The 19,117-nt window shown below is 26.7% G+C and carries 18 protein-coding genes; 5 read left to right on the forward strand and 13 right to left on the reverse strand.

The genetic code is table 11. From position 1 onward, the window contains the following. Positions 1 to 117 precede the first annotated feature (117 nt). Positions 118 to 1,512, reverse strand: a complete 1,395-nt coding sequence (locus LPC13_RS07420) for an MATE family efflux transporter (RefSeq protein WP_005211314.1) — start codon at positions 1,510 to 1,512, stop codon at positions 118 to 120. Positions 1,513 to 1,620: 108 nt separating this feature from the next. Between LPC13_RS07420 and LPC13_RS07425 the strand changes: the two genes are divergently transcribed. Continuing rightward, on the forward strand, positions 1,621 to 2,055 hold the full coding sequence (locus LPC13_RS07425; RefSeq protein WP_005211313.1) for a MarR family winged helix-turn-helix transcriptional regulator: 435 nt from the start codon (positions 1,621 to 1,623) through the stop codon (positions 2,053 to 2,055). 48 nt (positions 2,056 to 2,103) lie between these two features. Here LPC13_RS07425 and LPC13_RS07430 read toward each other — a convergent pair whose 3' ends face one another. The 4 genes from LPC13_RS07430 to LPC13_RS07445 all read right to left on the reverse strand — a co-directional run bounded on the left by LPC13_RS07430 (position 2,104) and on the right by LPC13_RS07445 (position 4,647). After that, positions 2,104 to 2,601: a CarD family transcriptional regulator gene (locus LPC13_RS07430; protein ID WP_005211309.1), complete on the reverse strand. Its 498-nt coding sequence runs from the start codon at positions 2,599 to 2,601 to the stop codon at positions 2,104 to 2,106. A 162-nt stretch (positions 2,602 to 2,763) separates the two neighbouring features. Continuing rightward, on the reverse strand, positions 2,764 to 3,360 hold the full coding sequence (locus LPC13_RS07435; RefSeq protein ID WP_005211308.1) for a Bax inhibitor-1 family protein: 597 nt from the start codon (positions 3,358 to 3,360) through the stop codon (positions 2,764 to 2,766). Between the two features lie 187 nt (positions 3,361 to 3,547). After that, entirely contained in the window at positions 3,548 to 4,282 is a 735-nt protein-coding gene (locus tag LPC13_RS07440) for an arginase family protein (RefSeq protein ID WP_005211305.1), read from the reverse strand. Positions 4,283 to 4,314: 32 nt separating this feature from the next. Continuing rightward, the gene (locus LPC13_RS07445; protein WP_005211304.1) at positions 4,315 to 4,647 is read right to left on the reverse strand and encodes a hypothetical protein; all 333 of its coding nucleotides are present in this window, start codon (positions 4,645 to 4,647) and stop codon (positions 4,315 to 4,317) included. A gap of 207 nt (positions 4,648 to 4,854) precedes the next feature. Here LPC13_RS07445 and LPC13_RS07450 point away from each other — a divergent pair, with 207 nt between their 5' ends. The 3 genes from LPC13_RS07450 (at position 4,855) to dusA (ending at position 7,508) form a co-directional block, all read left to right on the forward strand. Then, positions 4,855 to 5,835, forward strand: a complete 981-nt coding sequence (locus LPC13_RS07450) for a biotin--[acetyl-CoA-carboxylase] ligase (RefSeq protein ID WP_195245529.1) — start codon at positions 4,855 to 4,857, stop codon at positions 5,833 to 5,835. Position 5,836: 1 nt separating this feature from the next. Then, positions 5,837 to 6,406 (forward strand): biotin transporter BioY, encoded by a 570-nt coding sequence (locus LPC13_RS07455; protein WP_005211301.1) that lies wholly within the window; start codon positions 5,837 to 5,839, stop codon positions 6,404 to 6,406. A gap of 70 nt (positions 6,407 to 6,476) precedes the next feature. Further along, the gene (gene dusA / locus LPC13_RS07460) at positions 6,477 to 7,508 is read left to right on the forward strand and encodes a tRNA dihydrouridine(20/20a) synthase DusA (RefSeq protein ID WP_005211299.1); all 1,032 of its coding nucleotides are present in this window, start codon (positions 6,477 to 6,479) and stop codon (positions 7,506 to 7,508) included. Between the two features lie 198 nt (positions 7,509 to 7,706). Here dusA and LPC13_RS07465 read toward each other — a convergent pair whose 3' ends face one another. Next, positions 7,707 to 8,498: a Cof-type HAD-IIB family hydrolase gene (locus LPC13_RS07465; RefSeq protein ID WP_005211297.1), complete on the reverse strand. Its 792-nt coding sequence runs from the start codon at positions 8,496 to 8,498 to the stop codon at positions 7,707 to 7,709. 172 nt (positions 8,499 to 8,670) lie between these two features. On the opposite strand from LPC13_RS07465, the gene LPC13_RS07470 reads away from it, so the two are divergent. Continuing rightward, entirely contained in the window at positions 8,671 to 9,435 is a 765-nt protein-coding gene (locus LPC13_RS07470; protein WP_005211295.1) for a DeoR/GlpR family DNA-binding transcription regulator, read from the forward strand. Positions 9,436 to 9,566: 131 nt separating this feature from the next. Here LPC13_RS07470 and LPC13_RS07475 read toward each other — a convergent pair whose 3' ends face one another. From LPC13_RS07475 to LPC13_RS07505, 7 genes are all read right to left on the reverse strand, one after another. Further along, entirely contained in the window at positions 9,567 to 11,639 is a 2,073-nt protein-coding gene (locus LPC13_RS07475; RefSeq protein ID WP_005211293.1) for an SPFH domain-containing protein, read from the reverse strand. Between the two features lie 217 nt (positions 11,640 to 11,856). Beyond that, positions 11,857 to 13,044 (reverse strand): [FeFe] hydrogenase H-cluster maturation GTPase HydF, encoded by a 1,188-nt coding sequence (gene hydF / locus LPC13_RS07480; RefSeq protein WP_005211291.1) that lies wholly within the window; start codon positions 13,042 to 13,044, stop codon positions 11,857 to 11,859. 11 nt (positions 13,045 to 13,055) lie between these two features. Further along, on the reverse strand, positions 13,056 to 14,432 hold the full coding sequence (gene hydG, locus LPC13_RS07485) for a [FeFe] hydrogenase H-cluster radical SAM maturase HydG (RefSeq protein WP_040418758.1): 1,377 nt from the start codon (positions 14,430 to 14,432) through the stop codon (positions 13,056 to 13,058). 74 nt (positions 14,433 to 14,506) lie between these two features. Then, positions 14,507 to 15,625 carry a [FeFe] hydrogenase H-cluster radical SAM maturase HydE gene (hydE, locus tag LPC13_RS07490; RefSeq protein WP_040418756.1) on the reverse strand — a complete coding sequence of 373 codons (1,119 nt, stop codon included), beginning with the start codon at positions 15,623 to 15,625 and terminating at the stop codon, positions 14,507 to 14,509. A gap of 10 nt (positions 15,626 to 15,635) precedes the next feature. Next, positions 15,636 to 15,884 carry a TM1266 family iron-only hydrogenase system putative regulator gene (locus LPC13_RS07495; RefSeq protein ID WP_005211285.1) on the reverse strand — a complete coding sequence of 83 codons (249 nt, stop codon included), beginning with the start codon at positions 15,882 to 15,884 and terminating at the stop codon, positions 15,636 to 15,638. A gap of 444 nt (positions 15,885 to 16,328) precedes the next feature. Continuing rightward, the gene (locus LPC13_RS07500) at positions 16,329 to 17,345 is read right to left on the reverse strand and encodes an alpha-hydroxy-acid oxidizing protein (protein WP_005211283.1); all 1,017 of its coding nucleotides are present in this window, start codon (positions 17,343 to 17,345) and stop codon (positions 16,329 to 16,331) included. A 49-nt stretch (positions 17,346 to 17,394) separates the two neighbouring features. Further along, positions 17,395 to 19,074 carry a DUF2207 domain-containing protein gene (locus LPC13_RS07505; protein WP_234088727.1) on the reverse strand — a complete coding sequence of 560 codons (1,680 nt, stop codon included), beginning with the start codon at positions 19,072 to 19,074 and terminating at the stop codon, positions 17,395 to 17,397. Positions 19,075 to 19,117 lie beyond the last annotated feature (43 nt).

Genomic DNA, 19,117 nt, shown 5'->3' on the forward strand with positions numbered 1-19,117 from the left:
TTTTAATATTAAATTTTATCCACAACTAATAATAGAAAAACCCTCTGTTTTTAAACAGGGGGTTTTTCAACAAACTGGAAAAAACACTTATAGCTTTATAGCTATAAGTGTTTTTTTCTATGCATTAGCCTTATTGATATTTTCTTCAGGAATAGAAATTTCTTTCATCGATTTCTTAAATTGTATTATAAATAATATAGCAGTAGTTGTAACTGCTAACATATCAGCTACTGGTTCAGCTGTAAATACCGCAGTTGTTTTATTTTCCATAAAAATCGGCATTATATAAATTAGAGGTATTAATAATATTACTTTTCTAAGTAATGCTAAAAATAATGATGTTTTAGCATTTCCTAATGCAATAAATGTTTGTTGACATGCAATTTGTACACCAAAAATACAAGATACAGCCATATAAATTCTAAGTGCTGGAATAGTAAACTCTATAAGCTCTGGATCATTATTGAATATTAATACAAAAGCTTTTGGTACAAACATTGCTCCAGCCCATAATATAGTTGAATATACGACACATGCAATAAGCAGTAATTTAAATGCTTTTTTTACTCTCTCTGCATTTTTAGCACCATAATTATAACTTATGATTGGTTGTCCACCTTGAGTTAAACCTGTAAGTGGTAACATAGAAAATTGCATTACACTTGTAAGTATTGTCATTGCTCCAACTGCTATATCTCCACCATACTTTAAAAGTGATGAGTTAAAGCAAACGGCAATTAGGCTTTCAGTAGCTTGCATAATAAATGGAGCTAATCCAAGTGCTATTGATGGAAGTATAATATTTTTTGATAAACGTAAGTTTTTCTTTCTAATCTTTAATGTAGTTTTCTTACCAGTTAAAAATACAAGTATCCATATCATAGATAATGATTGAGAAATTATAGTAGCTAATGCAGCACCAGACACACCCATATTAAATCCAAAAATAAAAATTGGATCAAGAATAATATTACTTATTGCTCCAATTAAAACAGTAAACATACTTATTTTAGCAAAGCCTTGAGCACTTATAAATGCATTAAGTCCTAATGTTAATTGAACAAATATTGTTCCTAAACTATATATTTTCATATAACTTATTGCATAACTTATTGTATTTTCACTAGCTCCAAATATTAAAAGCATATCTTTTGCAAAAAATTGAAATATAATAGTTAGGATAATGGAAACTATTATAAGTAAAGTAAATGAATTTCCAAGAGTTTTTTCAGCGTTATCAACATCTCCTTTTCCAAGAAAAATAGATGCTCTTGGTGCTCCTCCCATACTAACTAATGCAGCAAAGGCAGATATAATCATAATTAAAGGTAAACATACTCCAACACCAGTAAGAGCTAATTTACCAACTTCAGCAATATGACCAATATACATACGATCCACTAAATTATAAAGCAAATTAATAATTTGTGCGGCAATTGCAGGAAGTGCTAATTTAAATAATAATTTACCGACGCTACATGTTCCTAATTCTTCTGTTTGATTTTGTTGCATAATCTCATTCTCCTTTGAAAAATAATAAATAAAATTGACAATAGATTGTATTAACTATAAAATAGTTTACATAGAAACTGTTTAGATGTCAACTATTTGGAGGGTATAATGAAAACTAATTTTGATATAACAAAAATACTATATTCTATAAAACATATAAATGATTTATATTATAATTTATCTACAAAAGCGGCTGATGAATGTGGAATAACAAAACCAGAAGCTGATATTTTAGCCTTTTTATATAATAATCCTGCTTGCGATACTGCAAAGGATATTGCAAAATTAAAAGGCTTTTCTAAAGCATATGTATCAAAAGCTGTTGAACCATTATTAGATAAAGAGCTAATAAAAATATATATAGATAAAAATGATAGACGATGTCAACATTTGAAGTTAACAGAAAAATCAAAACCTTTAGTAATTAAGTTACAAAAAATGCAGATTGAATTTATTAATAAAATTACTGATGGTATACCTAAAGAGGATATTGAAAAATATTTAGAAGTTATGGTTGGTTTTGCAAATAATGCTTTAAAGTAATAAAATAAAAAAGTGACTGTATTAAATAAATACAATCACTTTTTTATTTTACTCTTTCAATTCACTTGTTATAAATGGTGCAACTTCTTCAGGTTTAATATCTAAAATTAATGCTAATTCTTGATGTAAAATTTTTTCTGCTTCTTGCATTAGCTTTTCATCACCAATCATTAGCTTTTTACCTTCCTTGGCTTTTTCTTGTTTTTTTAAGTATAATGTTTTAATTAATTTAACAAGATCATGCCTATTTCCACCTTTTATTATTTCACTGTACTTCTCTTTTCTATCAGAAATATCTTCTATCCAAATAGTATCCTGTTTTGGAATTTCATTAATCAATTCTTTAACTTCATCTAAGTTCATAATTTTTCTAATATTTATAGCAGTATTATCAATAGGTGAATAGATAGTTTCTTTCTCCCCATAAACAGGTTTTATTATATAGTATTTTCTTGTAGGATTATTTCCAAATTTCATTTCTTTTATAGATTCAATTTTGCATATACCTGTATTACCATAAATAATATAATCATTAGTAGAAAACATAAAATACCTCCTTAAAATAAAAACGCATAGTTACTGACAACTGGACTTACGTTCCTAATCAATAAACTACGCGTTGTGTTAATCTTTAAATAATTAAATTCAATTAAAATATTTTCTATAATTATATTATACAAAATTTTCTAAAGAAAAGTCAAAATTAATTTAATTATCATTTTTTAAAATTGAAACAAATCTCAATAAATCAACTAATAAATTTAAGAAGCTAATAAAAATTGAAAATGCAAAATTAACTATTTCAGTTTCTGAAAGTAGTCCATATTTACAGCTATTTTGAACTGACTTCATAATTATTAAAGCATAAATAGAATAAATTGAAATTCCAATAGCAGAAATTATTAAATCAAATGTACCAAACTTAAAGAAAAATATATTTATAAACTCTAAAACTAATAATACTAAAATTCCTACAGTCACAATTGGACCTAATTTGAAGATATTTTCATCCTTTTGATTTGCGGCTATTATATATGATAATCCAAATATTAAAACTACGCCAATAATTACAGAAATAAAGAGTGTTGCTCCTAAATTATAAAAATAATAAATATAAGTTGATCCAGTTAGTATTCCTAGAATAAATGCATATATGTTCATACTTACTTTATTTCTAACAAATCCCCCTCTTCTTGTAAAAGCAGAAATAAGTACTAATATAAAAAATGCTATATTTAAATAATATCTTAACGTTAGTGGAATGAAATTAATACCAATGAATGACCCTATTCCTAAAAATACCAAAGCTATAAAAAAGTTTTTAATATTTCTAAGTAATTACGCTTTACCATGCTTTCCATTAATAATGCCTCCTAAAATATAATATACTTTTAATTATAACCATAAATTTTTACATAACATCATATAAAATGTTAACTTTTCATCAATTTTAACTTAAGATAAAACTCTGTTTATACTATAAGAAAATCTTTTAAAGCTCCTTAAATAATAAATTCAGAAGTTTTTTATTAATATAATCACTTGTTTTAATATCCTTAACTTTAATAAAATCACTTTCACCGCAAATATCTAAACCAATTACTATTTGATTTTTAATAATAATACTAATAATATTCATTAGGTTATCTAAGTCCATACTTCCTTGTTCCCATGATGTATTTATAATGCTTTTGTTTAATACATCTTTATCGATTGAAATATAAACTGGATATTTTTTGCCAATAATATTTAAAATATCTAATTCAGTCATATTTAATAAATCATAATCACATATACAAAATATTTTATTTAAATATTCACTTGGAATCATCTCTTTTTGTTCTTTACTTAAACCAACTAATACTACTTTTTTTAAGTAATTGTTATAATCTAAAGTATTCATTATCCAAGATCCACATGATAAAATATCTCCAAACATTGGTTTTAGCATATCACAATGATGATCAAAAACCACAAGCACAAATTCTTTTTTTATCTTGCTTGTCCATAAAGTAGTAATATAATGATAGCTCCCTGAATCTATAAAATGAATTCCTTCTGGACTAATATTATTTATCTTTTCTTTTAAAGTATTAAAAGCTACTTTATCACAATATCCAGTTGTACCATTAATTTTTGTACAATCAATCCATTGATACTCTTTATTTTTAAAAAAACTTTCATGTTCATATATACGAGAAAAGTTCATTATTACAAGGTCTTTCATAAGCTCACCTCTAAAACATAAAAATATAAAATTTATAATTGTTTAACATAATAATGATTTACTCCTTCAACTATAATATCTTTATTTTGATTGATTTCCTCTTCTGTTAAATCTTCAATACTTCCATGAGGTTTACAATCATTATCATGATTATAAATATGTTTATGAGCACCCATTGGATGAAATTTAGGTTTATTATGATTAGAAGTATCTATATCTTTTAATACTTTACCATTTTCTCCATATATTCTTCTTTGTTTTACTTTATTATCGGCAACCAAATCAATTATACTGTTGGGCTCACCTTCAAATGGCAATTTTCTAGTGCTATTATCAATTTTAATTACAAATCTTTTCTTTATCATACCTTAATATAAAAAATCCTTTCATTCATAATCTCTAAAATAATAGTAATTTAAATATTTTATATTCTATTTTTACTAGTAGTTTTATTGTATTATTCCATATAATAATTATCTTTTTAGAAGGATTAAAAGGATTGTCAACCTTTAAAAATATTTTGATTGACAAAATATTTTACAATCAATATACTATCTTTAAGGAGGTAATTTATGTTATTAAAAAATAGTGTTTTAAAAGTTTTAGAAGAGAACAAAGGAAAAACTATTTCAGGTGCTTATATAGCAAACACTCTTAATTTATCAAGAACTTCAATTTGGAAAGCTATCAATGCACTTAGAAATGAGGGATATGTTATTAATGCCGTTACAAATAAAGGATATTCATTAGCAACTGATACTGATATTATTTCTAAAGAAGGTATAGCTCTATATTTAAATAAAGAATTATCAGATATAGAAATATATAGCCATAAAACAATAACTTCTACTAATGAATTAGCTAAAAATCTTGCATTGACTGGTGCAAAACATGGAACTACTATAATTTCAGAAGAACAAACTTCAGGTAAAGGTAGATTAGGAAGAAGCTTCTACTCTCCTGCTAATACTGGTATTTATATGAGTATGATTTTACGACCTAACTTAACTGCAATGGATTCTGTATTAATTACAACTTCTTCATGTGTTGCTATATGTAACGCAATTTATAAAGTTACTAATGTACAAAGTCAAATTAAATGGATAAATGATATTTTTATAGATAATAAAAAGGTTGGAGGTATATTAACAGAAGCTTCAACTAACTTTGAAAGTGGAACTATTGATTATTTAATTTTAGGAATAGGAATTAATTTTGATATTCCTAAAAATAATTTTCCAAAAGAACTTCAAGAAATTGCTGGATCAATTTTCAAAGGAAATAGCAATGGTGTTACTAGAAATATGCTTTGTGCTGAAATAATAAACAATATTTTAACTATGATTCCTAAAATAAAAAGCTATGATTTTATAACTGAGTATAAAAAGAGAAGTATTACTTTAAATAAGAATATTCAATATACTTCAGCTGGAATATCTTTAAATGGAAAAGCTATTGATATAAACAATGATGGTTCTTTAATTGTAGAACATGATGATGGATCTATTAAAATTTTAAATTCTGGTGAAGTAACTATTAGGGGGATAAATTAATATGAATAAATTAAATACAAAATCACTTATATTATGTTCACTTTTTGCTGCGTTAATTGCAGTTGGTGCTTTTATTAAAATTCCAATTCCTGTAGTTCCTTTTACACTACAAGTTCTATTTACTACATTAGCAGGATTATTACTTGGTCCAAGACTTGGTGCTATTTCCGTTGGAATATATATACTTATAGGTTTAGTTGGTCTTCCAGTTTTTACTCAAGGTGGTGGCCCAAGCTATATTTTTCAACCAACCTTTGGTTATCTTATAGGATTTTTAATTGGAACATATATTACTGGGTATATTGCACATAGAAAGAAAAATTCTTCATTAAAAACTTTATTAATAGCAAGTTTTATTGGTCTTACAATAGTTTATCTTATAGGAATGACATATTACTATGTTATAGCTAATTATTATTTAAATTCACCTATTACAGTAAGTGCAGTAGTATTCTATTGTTGTCTTGTATTTATTCCAGGAGATGCTGCATCATGTATTGTAAGTTCAATTATAGCTAAAAGAATAATATCAATAACAAAAGGACATACGTTTACTAGTGAGTTTAATTAATAAGATACAGACCATTAAATGTTTATGTGTTATAATTAAAACTAATTAATTATATATTGAAAGGAAACAAATGATGGAAAAATATATTTCAAATATACAAACACCTAAAATAAGCATTGCTCCAATGGTAGATAAATCACATAGACATTTTAGATATTTTTGTAGGCTTATGAATAAAGGTGCTCTCCTTTATACAGAAATGGTTACAGCTCAAGCAATAATTAATGGGGATTTAGATAGAATTCTTTACTTTAGAGAAGAAGAAGGTCCTGTTGCTCTACAAATAGCAGCGTCTAGTTCTGAAGATGCATATAAAGCTGTTAAACTTGCTGAAAGTTATAATTATTCTGAAATAAATTTAAACTGTGGCTGTCCATCAGATAGAGTATCAGGAAATTTAATGGGTGCAGCATTAATGGCAGATAAAAACTTAGTTTATGAAATTCTTTCAGCTATGAAGGAAGCAACTAATAAGCCAGTAACTATAAAACATAGAATAGGTATTGATGGAACTGATGTAATTGAAGGTAAAAATAATAAAATTATAATGGAAGGTTACGAAGATTTATTAGAGTTTTTAGATACTGTTTCTAAAGCAAGACCAGATAGATACACAGTCCATGCTCGTTCTGCAATTTTAAAAGGTTTAAGTCCAAAAGATAATAGGGAAATTCCTCCACTTGATTATGATATGGTTTATAGATTAAAAAAAGATTTTGAGTATTTAAATATAGAAATTAATGGTGGATTTAAAACACTAGAATCAATTAGTGATGCTCTTACTAAAGTTGATGGAGTCATGATAGGTAGAGCTTCTTATGAAGATTGTTATCTTTTAGCTAATTTAAATAGGATTAATGATAAAAATGCTAAAATTATTTCAAGAGGTGAAATAATAAAATCATATATTCCTTATGTTAAAGAAGAACTTGAAAAAGGAAGTAATGTTCATTCCTTAGCTGCTCCACTTCAAAGTTTATTTCAAGGGCAAAAAGGAAGTAGAAAATTTAAACAACTTTTATCATCCTCTAATGTAAAGAAAGAAACTTTAGTGGAAATATTGAATGAAACGCTTATTGTTATGCCTCAAGACATTCTTTAAATAAAATATAAAGGATGAGCTTAATAGCCATCCTTTATATGAAAAATTCACTTAATCCTTCTTCGCTAATTATATTATAATTATAAACATAACTGCTTACCTTACTTAACTCTCTCCTATGTACAGGTTCTTTAGTTTATAATATATTTAAAACTAATAAAAAGTTACTACTAAAATATCAAACAAAAATACTTTTACTTAAAGTATAAACTTCTCAATTCCTACAGCTACACCATCATTAAATACTGTATCAGTAATTTCTTTAGCATATTTTTTAACTTCATCAGAAGCATTTCCCATAGCTATACCACAACCAACTGTTGAAAGCATTTCTATGTCATTTTTTCCATCACCAAAAGCATAACTATTTTTTATATCAATATCCAAATGTTCTAAAACCTTTAATATTGCAGTTGCTTTAGTATTTTTCTTTGAGTAAAGTTCAAATGATTTTGCATCTATACTACTAACGTAATCATAATCTTCATTTCTCTTTACTATTTCAAGGCATGTGTTTGCAACTTCTTCATTAGGACATAACATTTCTATTTTATAAGCATTTATATCTTCAAATACATAATCTCTTATAAATAAGTTTGTAGAAACATTTACACTTTCAAAGAAATTATAAAACTCTTTAAATTCTTCCTTTAGATAAGAATACTTCTTATCTTGTAAAATATATTGAATATTTAGCTCTTCAAACTCTTCTACTAAGTCATTTAGAAAACCTTTATCAATATATTCACTATGAATAATTTCATTATTTAACATTACTTGAGCGCCATTTGCTAGTATAAATCCATCAAAACCAAAATCTAATATAGCTTGGCTTAAAAATGCATAAGGTCTTCCTGTTGCAATAAAAACATAATGACCTTTTTTTTGCAATGAGTAAATTGCATTTTTAACTTTTTCAGACATATCAACTATTCCACCGAAGCACTCAATTAATGTTCCATCAATATCAAAAAATATAGCTTTTTTCATGAAATCCCTCCATTCCTTTTCATTCCTATTTTATCCCACTTACTACCTGCTGTCAATTGACTATATTATAATTTTATAATAGAATGAGAATAAATAGGAATTAATTGCTACATTTATACAAAGAATAAAAGAATAAAATAATATAATATAACATATATAAAGGAGTTTTAAAATGTTTACTGAAGAACGTCATAAATATATTTTAGATTTACTTAATGAAAATGGTAAAATACTTGTTAAAGATTTAAGTAAAGAATTTAATGTAAGTGAAAGTATGATAAGAAAAGACTTAAAGGTTTTAGAAAGGAAAAACTTATTACGTAGAACTTATGGTGGAGCTATAAGTATAAATGATAGTGGTATTAAAATAAAAAGTTTTAGTAATCGTATAATTGAAAATATTGATTTAAAAGAAACAGTTGCTAAAAAAGCATTTGAGCAATTATCTGATAATGACACTATTTTTTTAGATTCATCAACAACTTCTTTCATGATTGCTAAATTAATAGTTCAAAATAATATGAATTTAAATGTAATAACAAATATGTTTGAAATTTCTTCATTAATTACTACAGAATTAGCAACAAAGTTTATATTTATTGGTGGAGATTATGATCCATATGTTGGTGGGACTATAGGATCTCATGCTATTGAGCAAATAAAAAACTATAGATGTAATAAAGCATTTATAGGATGTACTGGAGTAGATCTTAGAGATGGTACTATAAGTACTGCTAAATCAGAAGATGCTGCTACCAAAAAAGCTATAACTAATATATCTGATAAGTTGTTTTTAGTTATGCTTAATGAAAAATTTGAAAGAAATGGTGCTTTTAAATTTTCTAATTTACTAGATTTCTATGGAATAATTACAGATAAATTACCTGATGAGTCTATTATTTCTTCACTTAAAGAATATTATATAAATATTATTTAAATATAGTTATTAAAATAATATTTATAGTAGTGATTATTTAAGATATAAAAATTACCTAATATTAAGTGTAATTCTTATATCTTAAATTAAATAACTTTATTTAAATATAAGTTTGAATAGTATTATTTTTGTTATTTGTTTGTAGGTTCAACTTCATTACTAGAATCTTTTACTTTAGATATTTCTTTTAAAATTTCATCTCTTAACTTTCTAATTTCTTCTGGTGTATCTATATTTTCATTTACTTCTTCTGTTGATAGTTTTTCACTTAATAAAAGCATTAACATAGATTCAAAAGCATTTACCCCTAAACCTTCTTTATCGCTATTAGCATTAACTAAAGTCTTAGGCACTATATCAATTTTACCTTCTTTAACTGCATTTGCAAAAGATGACATAACATCACTTATAACTTTATATTGTGGTCCACCATAAGCATTAACTTGTTCCTTTGCAGCAATAGCTTTTGAAATACCAACTCTAGCTTCTTTATCCGCCTCAGCTTCTGCTGTAATTTTAATTTTAAAAGCTTCAGCTTCAGATTCTTTTTTTACTTTATAAGCATCAGCTTCAGATAGTTTTTGAATTTTTTCTGCATCTTGTCTAGCTTTCATAAGTTCTGCTTTACCTTGATTCTCTTGAATTTTTATATTAATATCTGATTCAGTTAAAGTAGTTTGTTGTTTTGCAACAGCTTCTGCTTCTCTTAATTCTTTTTCCTTTTCAGCAGCTTTTTGTTGTGTTTCATAAGTTTGAAGCTTTTCTCTTGCAATTTGTCTACTTCTTAATTGAGTTAAGATAGTTTCTATTTCATTACCTGATTTTGGGCTTGCTGGAGTACCTATTAATACTTCTTCAAGTTCTAAATTATAATGTTCAAATTTTTCTTTCATTTCTAATGAACTTTGAGCTTGAATTTCATTTCTTTCTTGAATTAATTGTATTAAAGTCTTAGTTTGTCCAACATTTTTAAAGTATGCTGATATCATAGGATCCAAAGTTTGATCAACAAGCATTTTAATATCACCAAATCTTTGAATAACAAGTGGTGCCTTTCTATAATCTATATGGAATACTACAGATAAAGGTAAATTAGGTTCAAAAGCATCTTTTGTAATTAAGCTTACTTCTTTAAGATTTTCATCATATTTATGATTTCCAATTTGATTAGAAATCCATTTTAATATTACATTGGTAGTTGGAACCTTAATAATATTACCAGCATAAGTATTAAAAGCATATTTTCCTGGCATTAAAGGTTCATTCCAAACACCTCTATAACCTTTTTTTACAAGCTCTCCATGTTTGTAATCGACTCCTGAAAAATCCTCTCCTTTAGAACCTGTATATGAAACAACAACTCCAACAAAACCTACTGGAATTATTACTTTAGGTATATATTCAATAGTTGCAAATAATCTATTTATAAAATAAGTACCATCTGCTAATACTTGATATTGCCTTCCTCTAAATCCGCCTGCCCTTAAAAATGCATCAATATCTTGAAAGTTATTATGATAATTAGGATCTTGTGCATCATCAGCAACTGTAGGAGAAATTATATTTTCTCCTCCTAAGGATGGTCCATCATGCACAGTAACTATTCCAACTAAGTCCTCATTACCTTTAATAATAACTGGCTCAAAACCTTTTCTTTCATGAATAAGCTTTGCCATTGCTTTTAATGTTTCTTGCTCTGCTTTAGTACCAGTTTTTAAACAATAAGTAACTGTATCTGTAATAATTACAAACTGTGCTAGATTAAAAGCATAAGTACCTTCCCGTATAATTCCCCTTTGAGGTCCTTTTTGACCACCATTATTTAAAAATCCTCTAACATCTTGAAAGTTATTACTTTCTTGAACAACTTTACCTAAGGTTTGTGTTGGGTTAAGTGGCTTACCATCTCTAGCAAATACATAGGCTATTTTACCTTGTGGTATAGTAACTAATGGCACAACATGTATTTTATAAATTAATGGGGTTCTAAAATGCATACCACCTCTTAATAATTCAGGTTGATAGCCTGCTTCTCCATTTAAAGCAATAATTTGCTCATTTAATGATCCTTTAGTACTCCACCATTTTTCTACTATACCAACCTTATCATTGTCTATAATTCTTAAACCTATTAACCAAAATAAGAATAATAGACCAATAATAACTGCCACTGCTATTATAGCAACTCTAATATATACCTCCATATTACCTCCAAATAGTATATTTTTATATTAAGTATATTATCCTAATATTAACTATATTCTTCATTATGTTCATATAATGGCTATTAGAATACAATTAATAAAAGGCTATTACTAAACTAATAAAATTAATTTAGTAATAGCCTATTAACTTATAAATTTCTACTTAAAATAGAATAAGTATATTTATCTAATAAAATTAGATCTTGAACATGATTAATTATTTAAAACATTCTAAACTTCTATCTAATATTCCAGTTAAAAATGCCAAAGTTATTCCATAATTAGTTATAGGTACACCTTTTTCTTTACAAAAATTCACTCTATTAACTACAGTCTTTCTATTTATCATACAAGCTCCACAGTGAATTATTAAATCATACTTACTAATATCTTCTGGAAAATCATGTCCTACTCTATACTCATAAGTCAATTGATGACCTACATATTTATTTAGTAATTTTGGTATTTTAACTCGGCCTATATCTTCATGTGACACATTATGGGTACAACTTTCAGAAATTAATATTTTCGAATCTTTAGTTAATTTATCAATACTTTTAGCACCATCAACAAAAGATTCTAAATCCCCTTTATGCCTTGCAAAAAGAATAGAGAAACCAGTAAGTTTAATATCCTTTGGAACTATTTCACTAACCTTTTTAAAAGCTTGAGAGTCTGTAACCACTAGGTCTATATCTTTTATATCTTCTAAAGCTGAAGCAAGCTCTGTATCTCTAACGGTATAACATTTTATTCCATTATCTAAACAATCTCTAATACATTGAACTTGTGGCAAAATTATTCTTCCTTTAGGTGCTTCTGAATCTATAGGAACTACTAATACAACTTTACCATTATAGGGAACTAAATCACCTATTATAGGTAATTCATCTTCATCTTCCTTTATTTTAGAGATAATTTCATTTTTTAATTTATCTATACCTTCTCTATTGTAAGTTGACACAAATAAAGCATCTTTACAATCACTCTCTATTAATCTTAAATTTTCCTTAGATATATTATCTATTTTATTTATAACTAACAAATAAGGAATATTATATTTTTTAAACTCAAGCTTCATTTTTTTAAACGCATTAAAATCTAAATCATTAGCATCCATTACATATAAAGCAAAATCAGCTCGTTTTAACATTTCCTTTGATTTTTTTACTCTTAATTCACCGAGTTCACTTTTATCATCAAGTCCTGCTGTATCTATAAATAAAACTGGTCCTAATGGAATAAGTTCCATTGCTTTAAGTACAGGATCTGTTGTAGTTCCAGCAATATCAGAAACTAAAGATACATTTTGACCTAAAATACTATTAACTAATGAGGATTTTCCTGCATTTGTTTTTCCGAAGACTGCTATATGTTTTCTATTAGAATTTGGCGTATTATTCATAATTGTTACCTCTAAATATATAAATCTCTTTGCCCTTCTTTTAATTTTACAATACCTTCAGTTATAAATTTTTTAATATTAGGATTATTAATTTTTTCAGCCTCTTTATAGATTATATTTTCAGCTTTTTTACAAGTATCCTCATCTCCATAATCTAAAACATATTCCATTAATGTCATTAAAGCATTTGGTTCACACATTGTTTGTATTTCTCCAGTTTTAGCAAGTCCCATAAATGTTTCTCCAGTTCTTCCTTTTCTATAGCATGCAGTACAATAACTGGGAATATATCCTTCATCTAATAACCAATTTAAAACTTCAATTGGAGTTCTTTCATCTGATGTTTTAAACTGTTCAACACTTTCTCCCTGCTCTCTTGATTTGTAACCTCCAACTCCTGTAGAAGAACCTGAGCTTACTTGAGTTACCCCAAACTTTAAAGCTTGTCTTCTAATATCTGCAGTTTCTCTTGTAGACATTATTATTCCTGTAAAAGGAACTGCAATTCTAATTATTGCAACAACCTTTTTAAACATCTCATCACTTAATAAATTAGGGAATTTTTCTAATGTTACCCCTTCTGCTGGTTTTAATCTTGGAACTGAAATAGTATGGAATCCTACACCAAATTCTTTTTCTAAATGCTCATTATGCATCATAAGAGCAAGCACTTCAAATTTTGGATCAGCAAGTCCAAAAAGGACTCCACCACCAACATCATCAATTTTAGCTTCCATTGCTCTATCAAAAGCAGTTAAGTGATATTCATAACTAGACTTTAAAGAGTTTGGATGCATTAATTCATAAGTTGGTTTATGATAAGTTTCTTGAAATAATATATAAGTTCCTATATTAGCAGCTTTAAGCTTTCTATAATTTTCAACTGTTGTAGCGGCAATATTAACATTAACCCTTCTAATCTCACCATCTTTTCCTTGAGTTTTATATATTGTATCTAAGCTTTCTAATACATAATCTATAGGTGCGTTAACTGGATCCTCTCCCAGTTCTAATGCTAATCTCTTGTGCCCCATTTTTTCTAGTATTTTAACTTCTTCTCTTATTTCATTCTGGGTTAACTTTCTTCTCTTAAAGCTATTACATTTTTTATAACCACAATAAACACAATTATTTACACAATAATCACTTATATAAAGTGGAGCAAATAAAACTACTCTTTTACCATAAATAGACTCTTTAATCTCTCCAGCAACTTTAAACATTTCATCTAATAATTCTTTATCATCTAACTGTAATAACGTAGCAATATCTTTATGAGAAATACCTCTTTTTTCTCTTGCTTTCTTTAATATATCAACTACTTCTTCTTTAGAGGAATTTTTACCTTCTTCTAATAATTTATATATCTCTTCATGATTAATAAACATATTCTTTCCTCCCATAAATTCATTTAAATAATATTAATATAAAAATTTAAATCTATCATAAAATCCGGTAACATTTAAAATTTAAAAGTTAAATTATCTACCTTACTTATATTTTTATATTTTTCTAATTCTTCAGTTCTATTATCATCTTTCAAAACTAAGCTATCACCTCTAGAAATCTCTAATGTAAAGCCTGCTTTATTAATTCTATTTTCAATACACATTCTACATTCAGCTGCTTCATCACCGGTACATATCTTACCATTATACAAAGAATACTTTTCTCTTACAGTTGTTGGAGAAAGATTTGGCATAACTACATTACCACCAGCTTTAAGACCTTTTTCTCTACCAAGTGGATCAATACTTCCTAAAGCTGTAGTTGAAGGTAGTAAAATCTTAGGGTTCATAAGTCTAATTAAAGACATCATGGTAGTAGTTTTTTCTACTGACCCTCCAATTTCCATTGATAATGGAGTATCTTTATGTGGGATAAAAGGCCCTATTCCACACATATGTGGTTTTAACTCTTTTATAAACATAAGATCTTCTACTAAATCCTCATTGCTTTGTTTTGGAAGACCAACCATAAAACCTGAACCAACTTGATAACCTATTTCTCGTAAATTATAAAGACATTGCCTTCTTTCTTCAAAACTAGCTTTTGGATGAAGGCTTTCATATAAATTTTTACTTGCAGTTTCATGACGTAATAAATATCTATCAGCTCCTGCTTCAAACATTATTTTATAAGATTCATAAGAACGTTCACCTAAAGATAATGTAATTGCATTATTAGGATGTCTTTTCTTAATAGCAGTAATTATCTCTACCATTCTTTCATCTGTAAAATAAGGATCTTCCCCTCCTTGAAGTACATAAGTTTTATATCCAAGATTATTACCAATATCAGCACAATCCAATATATCTTCTAAAGTTAATCGATATCTATCTGCTAACTTATTTGAAGCTCTTATTCCACAATATACGCAGTCTCTTTTGCAATAATTTGTAAATTCTATAAGCCCTCTAATATAAACCTTATCTCCATAATTCTTTAAACTTACTTCATGAGCTTTTGCAGTCAAATATTCCTTATCCTTTTTTGTTAAATGATTTAATAAAAATACTAATTCTTCTCTAGATGCAAAGCTTGTATTATACAGTTTGTCTATAATATATCTAACTGTCATATTTTTCTCCTTATAGTTCTTTTTTAGCAATTGCAGTTTTAACTAGTACTCCTGGAATATTCCCAAGTTTTCCTGTAAGTTTATTAATTTCATCAAGTTCACCAGTTACAGTAATACTTATAACTGAAATACCTTCTTCAAATGGAATACCCATTCTCCCACGTATACTTCCTCTAAATTCAGAAATAATTCCATTAAATTCTTCTTGATTTTTTTTAGGATTTTCTAAAATTGCACTTATTACAGCTATTCTCTTCATAAATCTCAACCTCTTTATCTTTCACTTAATTTTTTAAAATAAAAAACTAGCACTCATAATCTAAAATGAGAGCTAGTACTTTATAAAATTAGTATATATATAATATCATTACTTTATATTAATGAATTACATTTAAATATATATAATATAAAAATATATTTATAAAAACTAATATACTCTCTTTTAGATTAGACTATTATTAAATCTTTTCTATTAGATATCCTATTAAATTTAATAATGAAATTTAATTACAAAAACATTTATTAATGTGAATAAATAACTATTACTATTTAATAGTAATCCTTTATTCTTACACTGTCAATTATTGCATAAGAATATTTTTCAGTATATCAATCTTTAGTAAATCTATTGCTAATTTTTATATACTTATTATTAATTAAAATACTAATTTAACTTATCTTTAGCTAAAACCTTTTTTTACAATTATATTCGTATCATATCTCTAGTAATTTCATCTATAGAATAAGCGCCACACATTGCCATTGTATCTTCTAATTCATTTGCTAATTTATCAATGTATACTTTTATTCCATCTTCTTCTCCACCATAAAGTGCAGTTACAAAAGTTCTACAAATAAGTACTCCATCAGCTCCAATTGCAAGTGCTTTAAATACATCTACTCCAGAACGTATTCCACCATCAACAAATACTTTCATAGATCCATTTACTGCATCTACAATATCAGCTAATACCTCTGCTGTAGCAGGACATTGATCTAGTACTCTTCCACCATGATTAGATACAACAATTGCAGCTGCTCCGGCTTCTTTTGCTTTTAATGCACCGCTTACAGTCATAATACCTTTTACTATAAATGGAAGATTTGAAAATTCAATAATTTCTTTTAATTCTTGCACTGACTTTGCGCCTGCAGGTGGATTCATATTCTTTAAAAAAGGAAGTCCAGCTGCATCAACATCCATGGCTACTGCAATAGCATTACTTTCTTTTACTAACTGTATTTTTTCTTTAATAGTATCAATATTCCAAGGTTTTACTGTTGGAATACCAATTCCATCTACACTTTTTATAGCACTTGTAGCAGCTTTCATTACCTCAGGATTTGTACCGTCTCCAGTAAATGCTAATATTCCTTCTTTTGCACATGTAGATACTAAAATATTATTATATGTCATATCATTATATTTATCACCATAATGTAAATTAACAGCGCCTACAGGTCCTGCAAAAAAAGGATATTTAAATTTTTTTCCAAAGAAATCTACACTCATATCAACTTTTTTATTTTCAGTTAATGTATCCATATTTATACGAATTTCTTTCCACTTATCATAATTACGAATTGCTGTATCACCAACACCTTTAGCTCCAGGTCCAGGAATTTGATTTCTACAGACTTTTCCATTACATTCTATACATGCTTTACAATAATCACCAATACAAACCCTTGCATTTTCTAATAGTTCGTTATAATTCATAATTTAATCCTTCTTCCTTATATATTAATTTAAAATTCTATATATTTTTCTAAAAAGCTCCAGAGTCTCCTCCACCTCCACCCGTAAAGCCTCCACCACTTGATATTCCACCAAAATCACTTGATGAATTATTAGGTGGATTTGCTGCATTATGAGCGGTTCCATTAATATCGTTAAATAATGTTGTATAATAGAAATAATTATCATATAACCAATGATTATTTGAATATAAATCATAATTATTCATTTTAGTATCTATTTTTATAGCATCAATTAAATTTTTAAATTCTTTATTAGTAATTTCTAAAGCATAAGCATAAATTAAATTATCCCCTATTCTATCATCTATTTTTACTATATGGGTGTTACCTATTTTCTTTAGATATTCTTTATAATTAAGCCATTTAAGCTTTTCATTATACCAGCTATTTTCTAACACTTTTTTATTTCTAATTTCAGTATAAAAACCTCTATTCTCAGCATCTTGTATAACGATTTTTTGCCATTTTGATAATTTTTCAACAAATTCTTTAGCTTTATTTTCAGATTTAACTACTTTTTTTATTTCTTGTAAGGTAAAACTTCCTTCTGACTCGTATTTTTCAAACCATTTCAGTACATAGTCTAAGTGTTCAAATTCTAAATTAGTATTCAAATTAACTCTAGTAAATACTAAATCTTCTTTATTAGTTTTTTTGCCTTTTTTATCTAGTATAATAGTTTTCTCCTCTAACTTGTAATATCCCTTATTAGCTAAATAAAATAATGTTGGATTTAACATGCTTTCATTTACATACTTTTCGTTTATAAGTAAATTAACTAAAGCAGGAGGTAAGTCTGATGGTGGATCTATTAAAAATTCATTATTTGTAAATATATACTCTTCTCTATATTTTGCTAATTCATTTTCAAACTTTGATTTATTAATAAACCAAGCACCAACTCCCCCACAAATTAAGATACCTAATATTATAAATATACTAGAATTATTATTCTCAGATATATCACACTTTTCATAAGAGCTATAATCCCCATTATTATTTTCATCTATATCTATAGGTATTTCATCAACCATGTTTAAATAATCCTTTTGAAATTGTAACTTAATACCTATTAATGAAGTTAAATCTTTAAAATTAACTTCTACTAGATCTTCTGTATAATTCGAATCAATTTTACCATCACCAAAAAGTTCATAGTAAAAGCTATCTTTATTAAAGTTATCGTTTTTTAATGAAATTTTCAAAGTGCCACTTTTTACTGAATCTATATTTTCAACAGTATAAAAGTTCCAATAAAACTCTGAAAAATTTTCATATTTTTTAGCAGCTTCTTTTATGGTATATTTAATATTAATACTTTTTGTTTCATCACTACTTTTAGTAAAAAGTTTAATTTGTGTCTCTCCACCTAAATCGTTAATTTCATATGTGTTATTTTCTTCATTATAGCCTTCAGTAGCTTTTATTGTATTGCCAGATTCATCAATAATAGAAACGTCATTTATTATATATCCATCTGAACCATAAGAAATCAAATTTCTAAATATACCATTAAACTGTCCTGAAAACCTGTACTGTAATATTTCATTAACTTCTACATCCCCATTTTGAAGTATTTTGGCTTCAATATCTAAATTATCGATGTAATATTCCCTACTTGTTGCAAAGATATTTTGTGGAATAATCAATATAAATAAAAATAGTAAAGTAGTTATTAGCTTTTTCATGTCTATATTACCCCTCCTTTACTAATAATAGTAATATAAATAT

Source organism: Clostridium celatum, from assembly GCF_021412605.1.
Taxonomy (GTDB): Bacteria; Bacillota; Clostridia; order Clostridiales; family Clostridiaceae; genus Clostridium; species Clostridium celatum.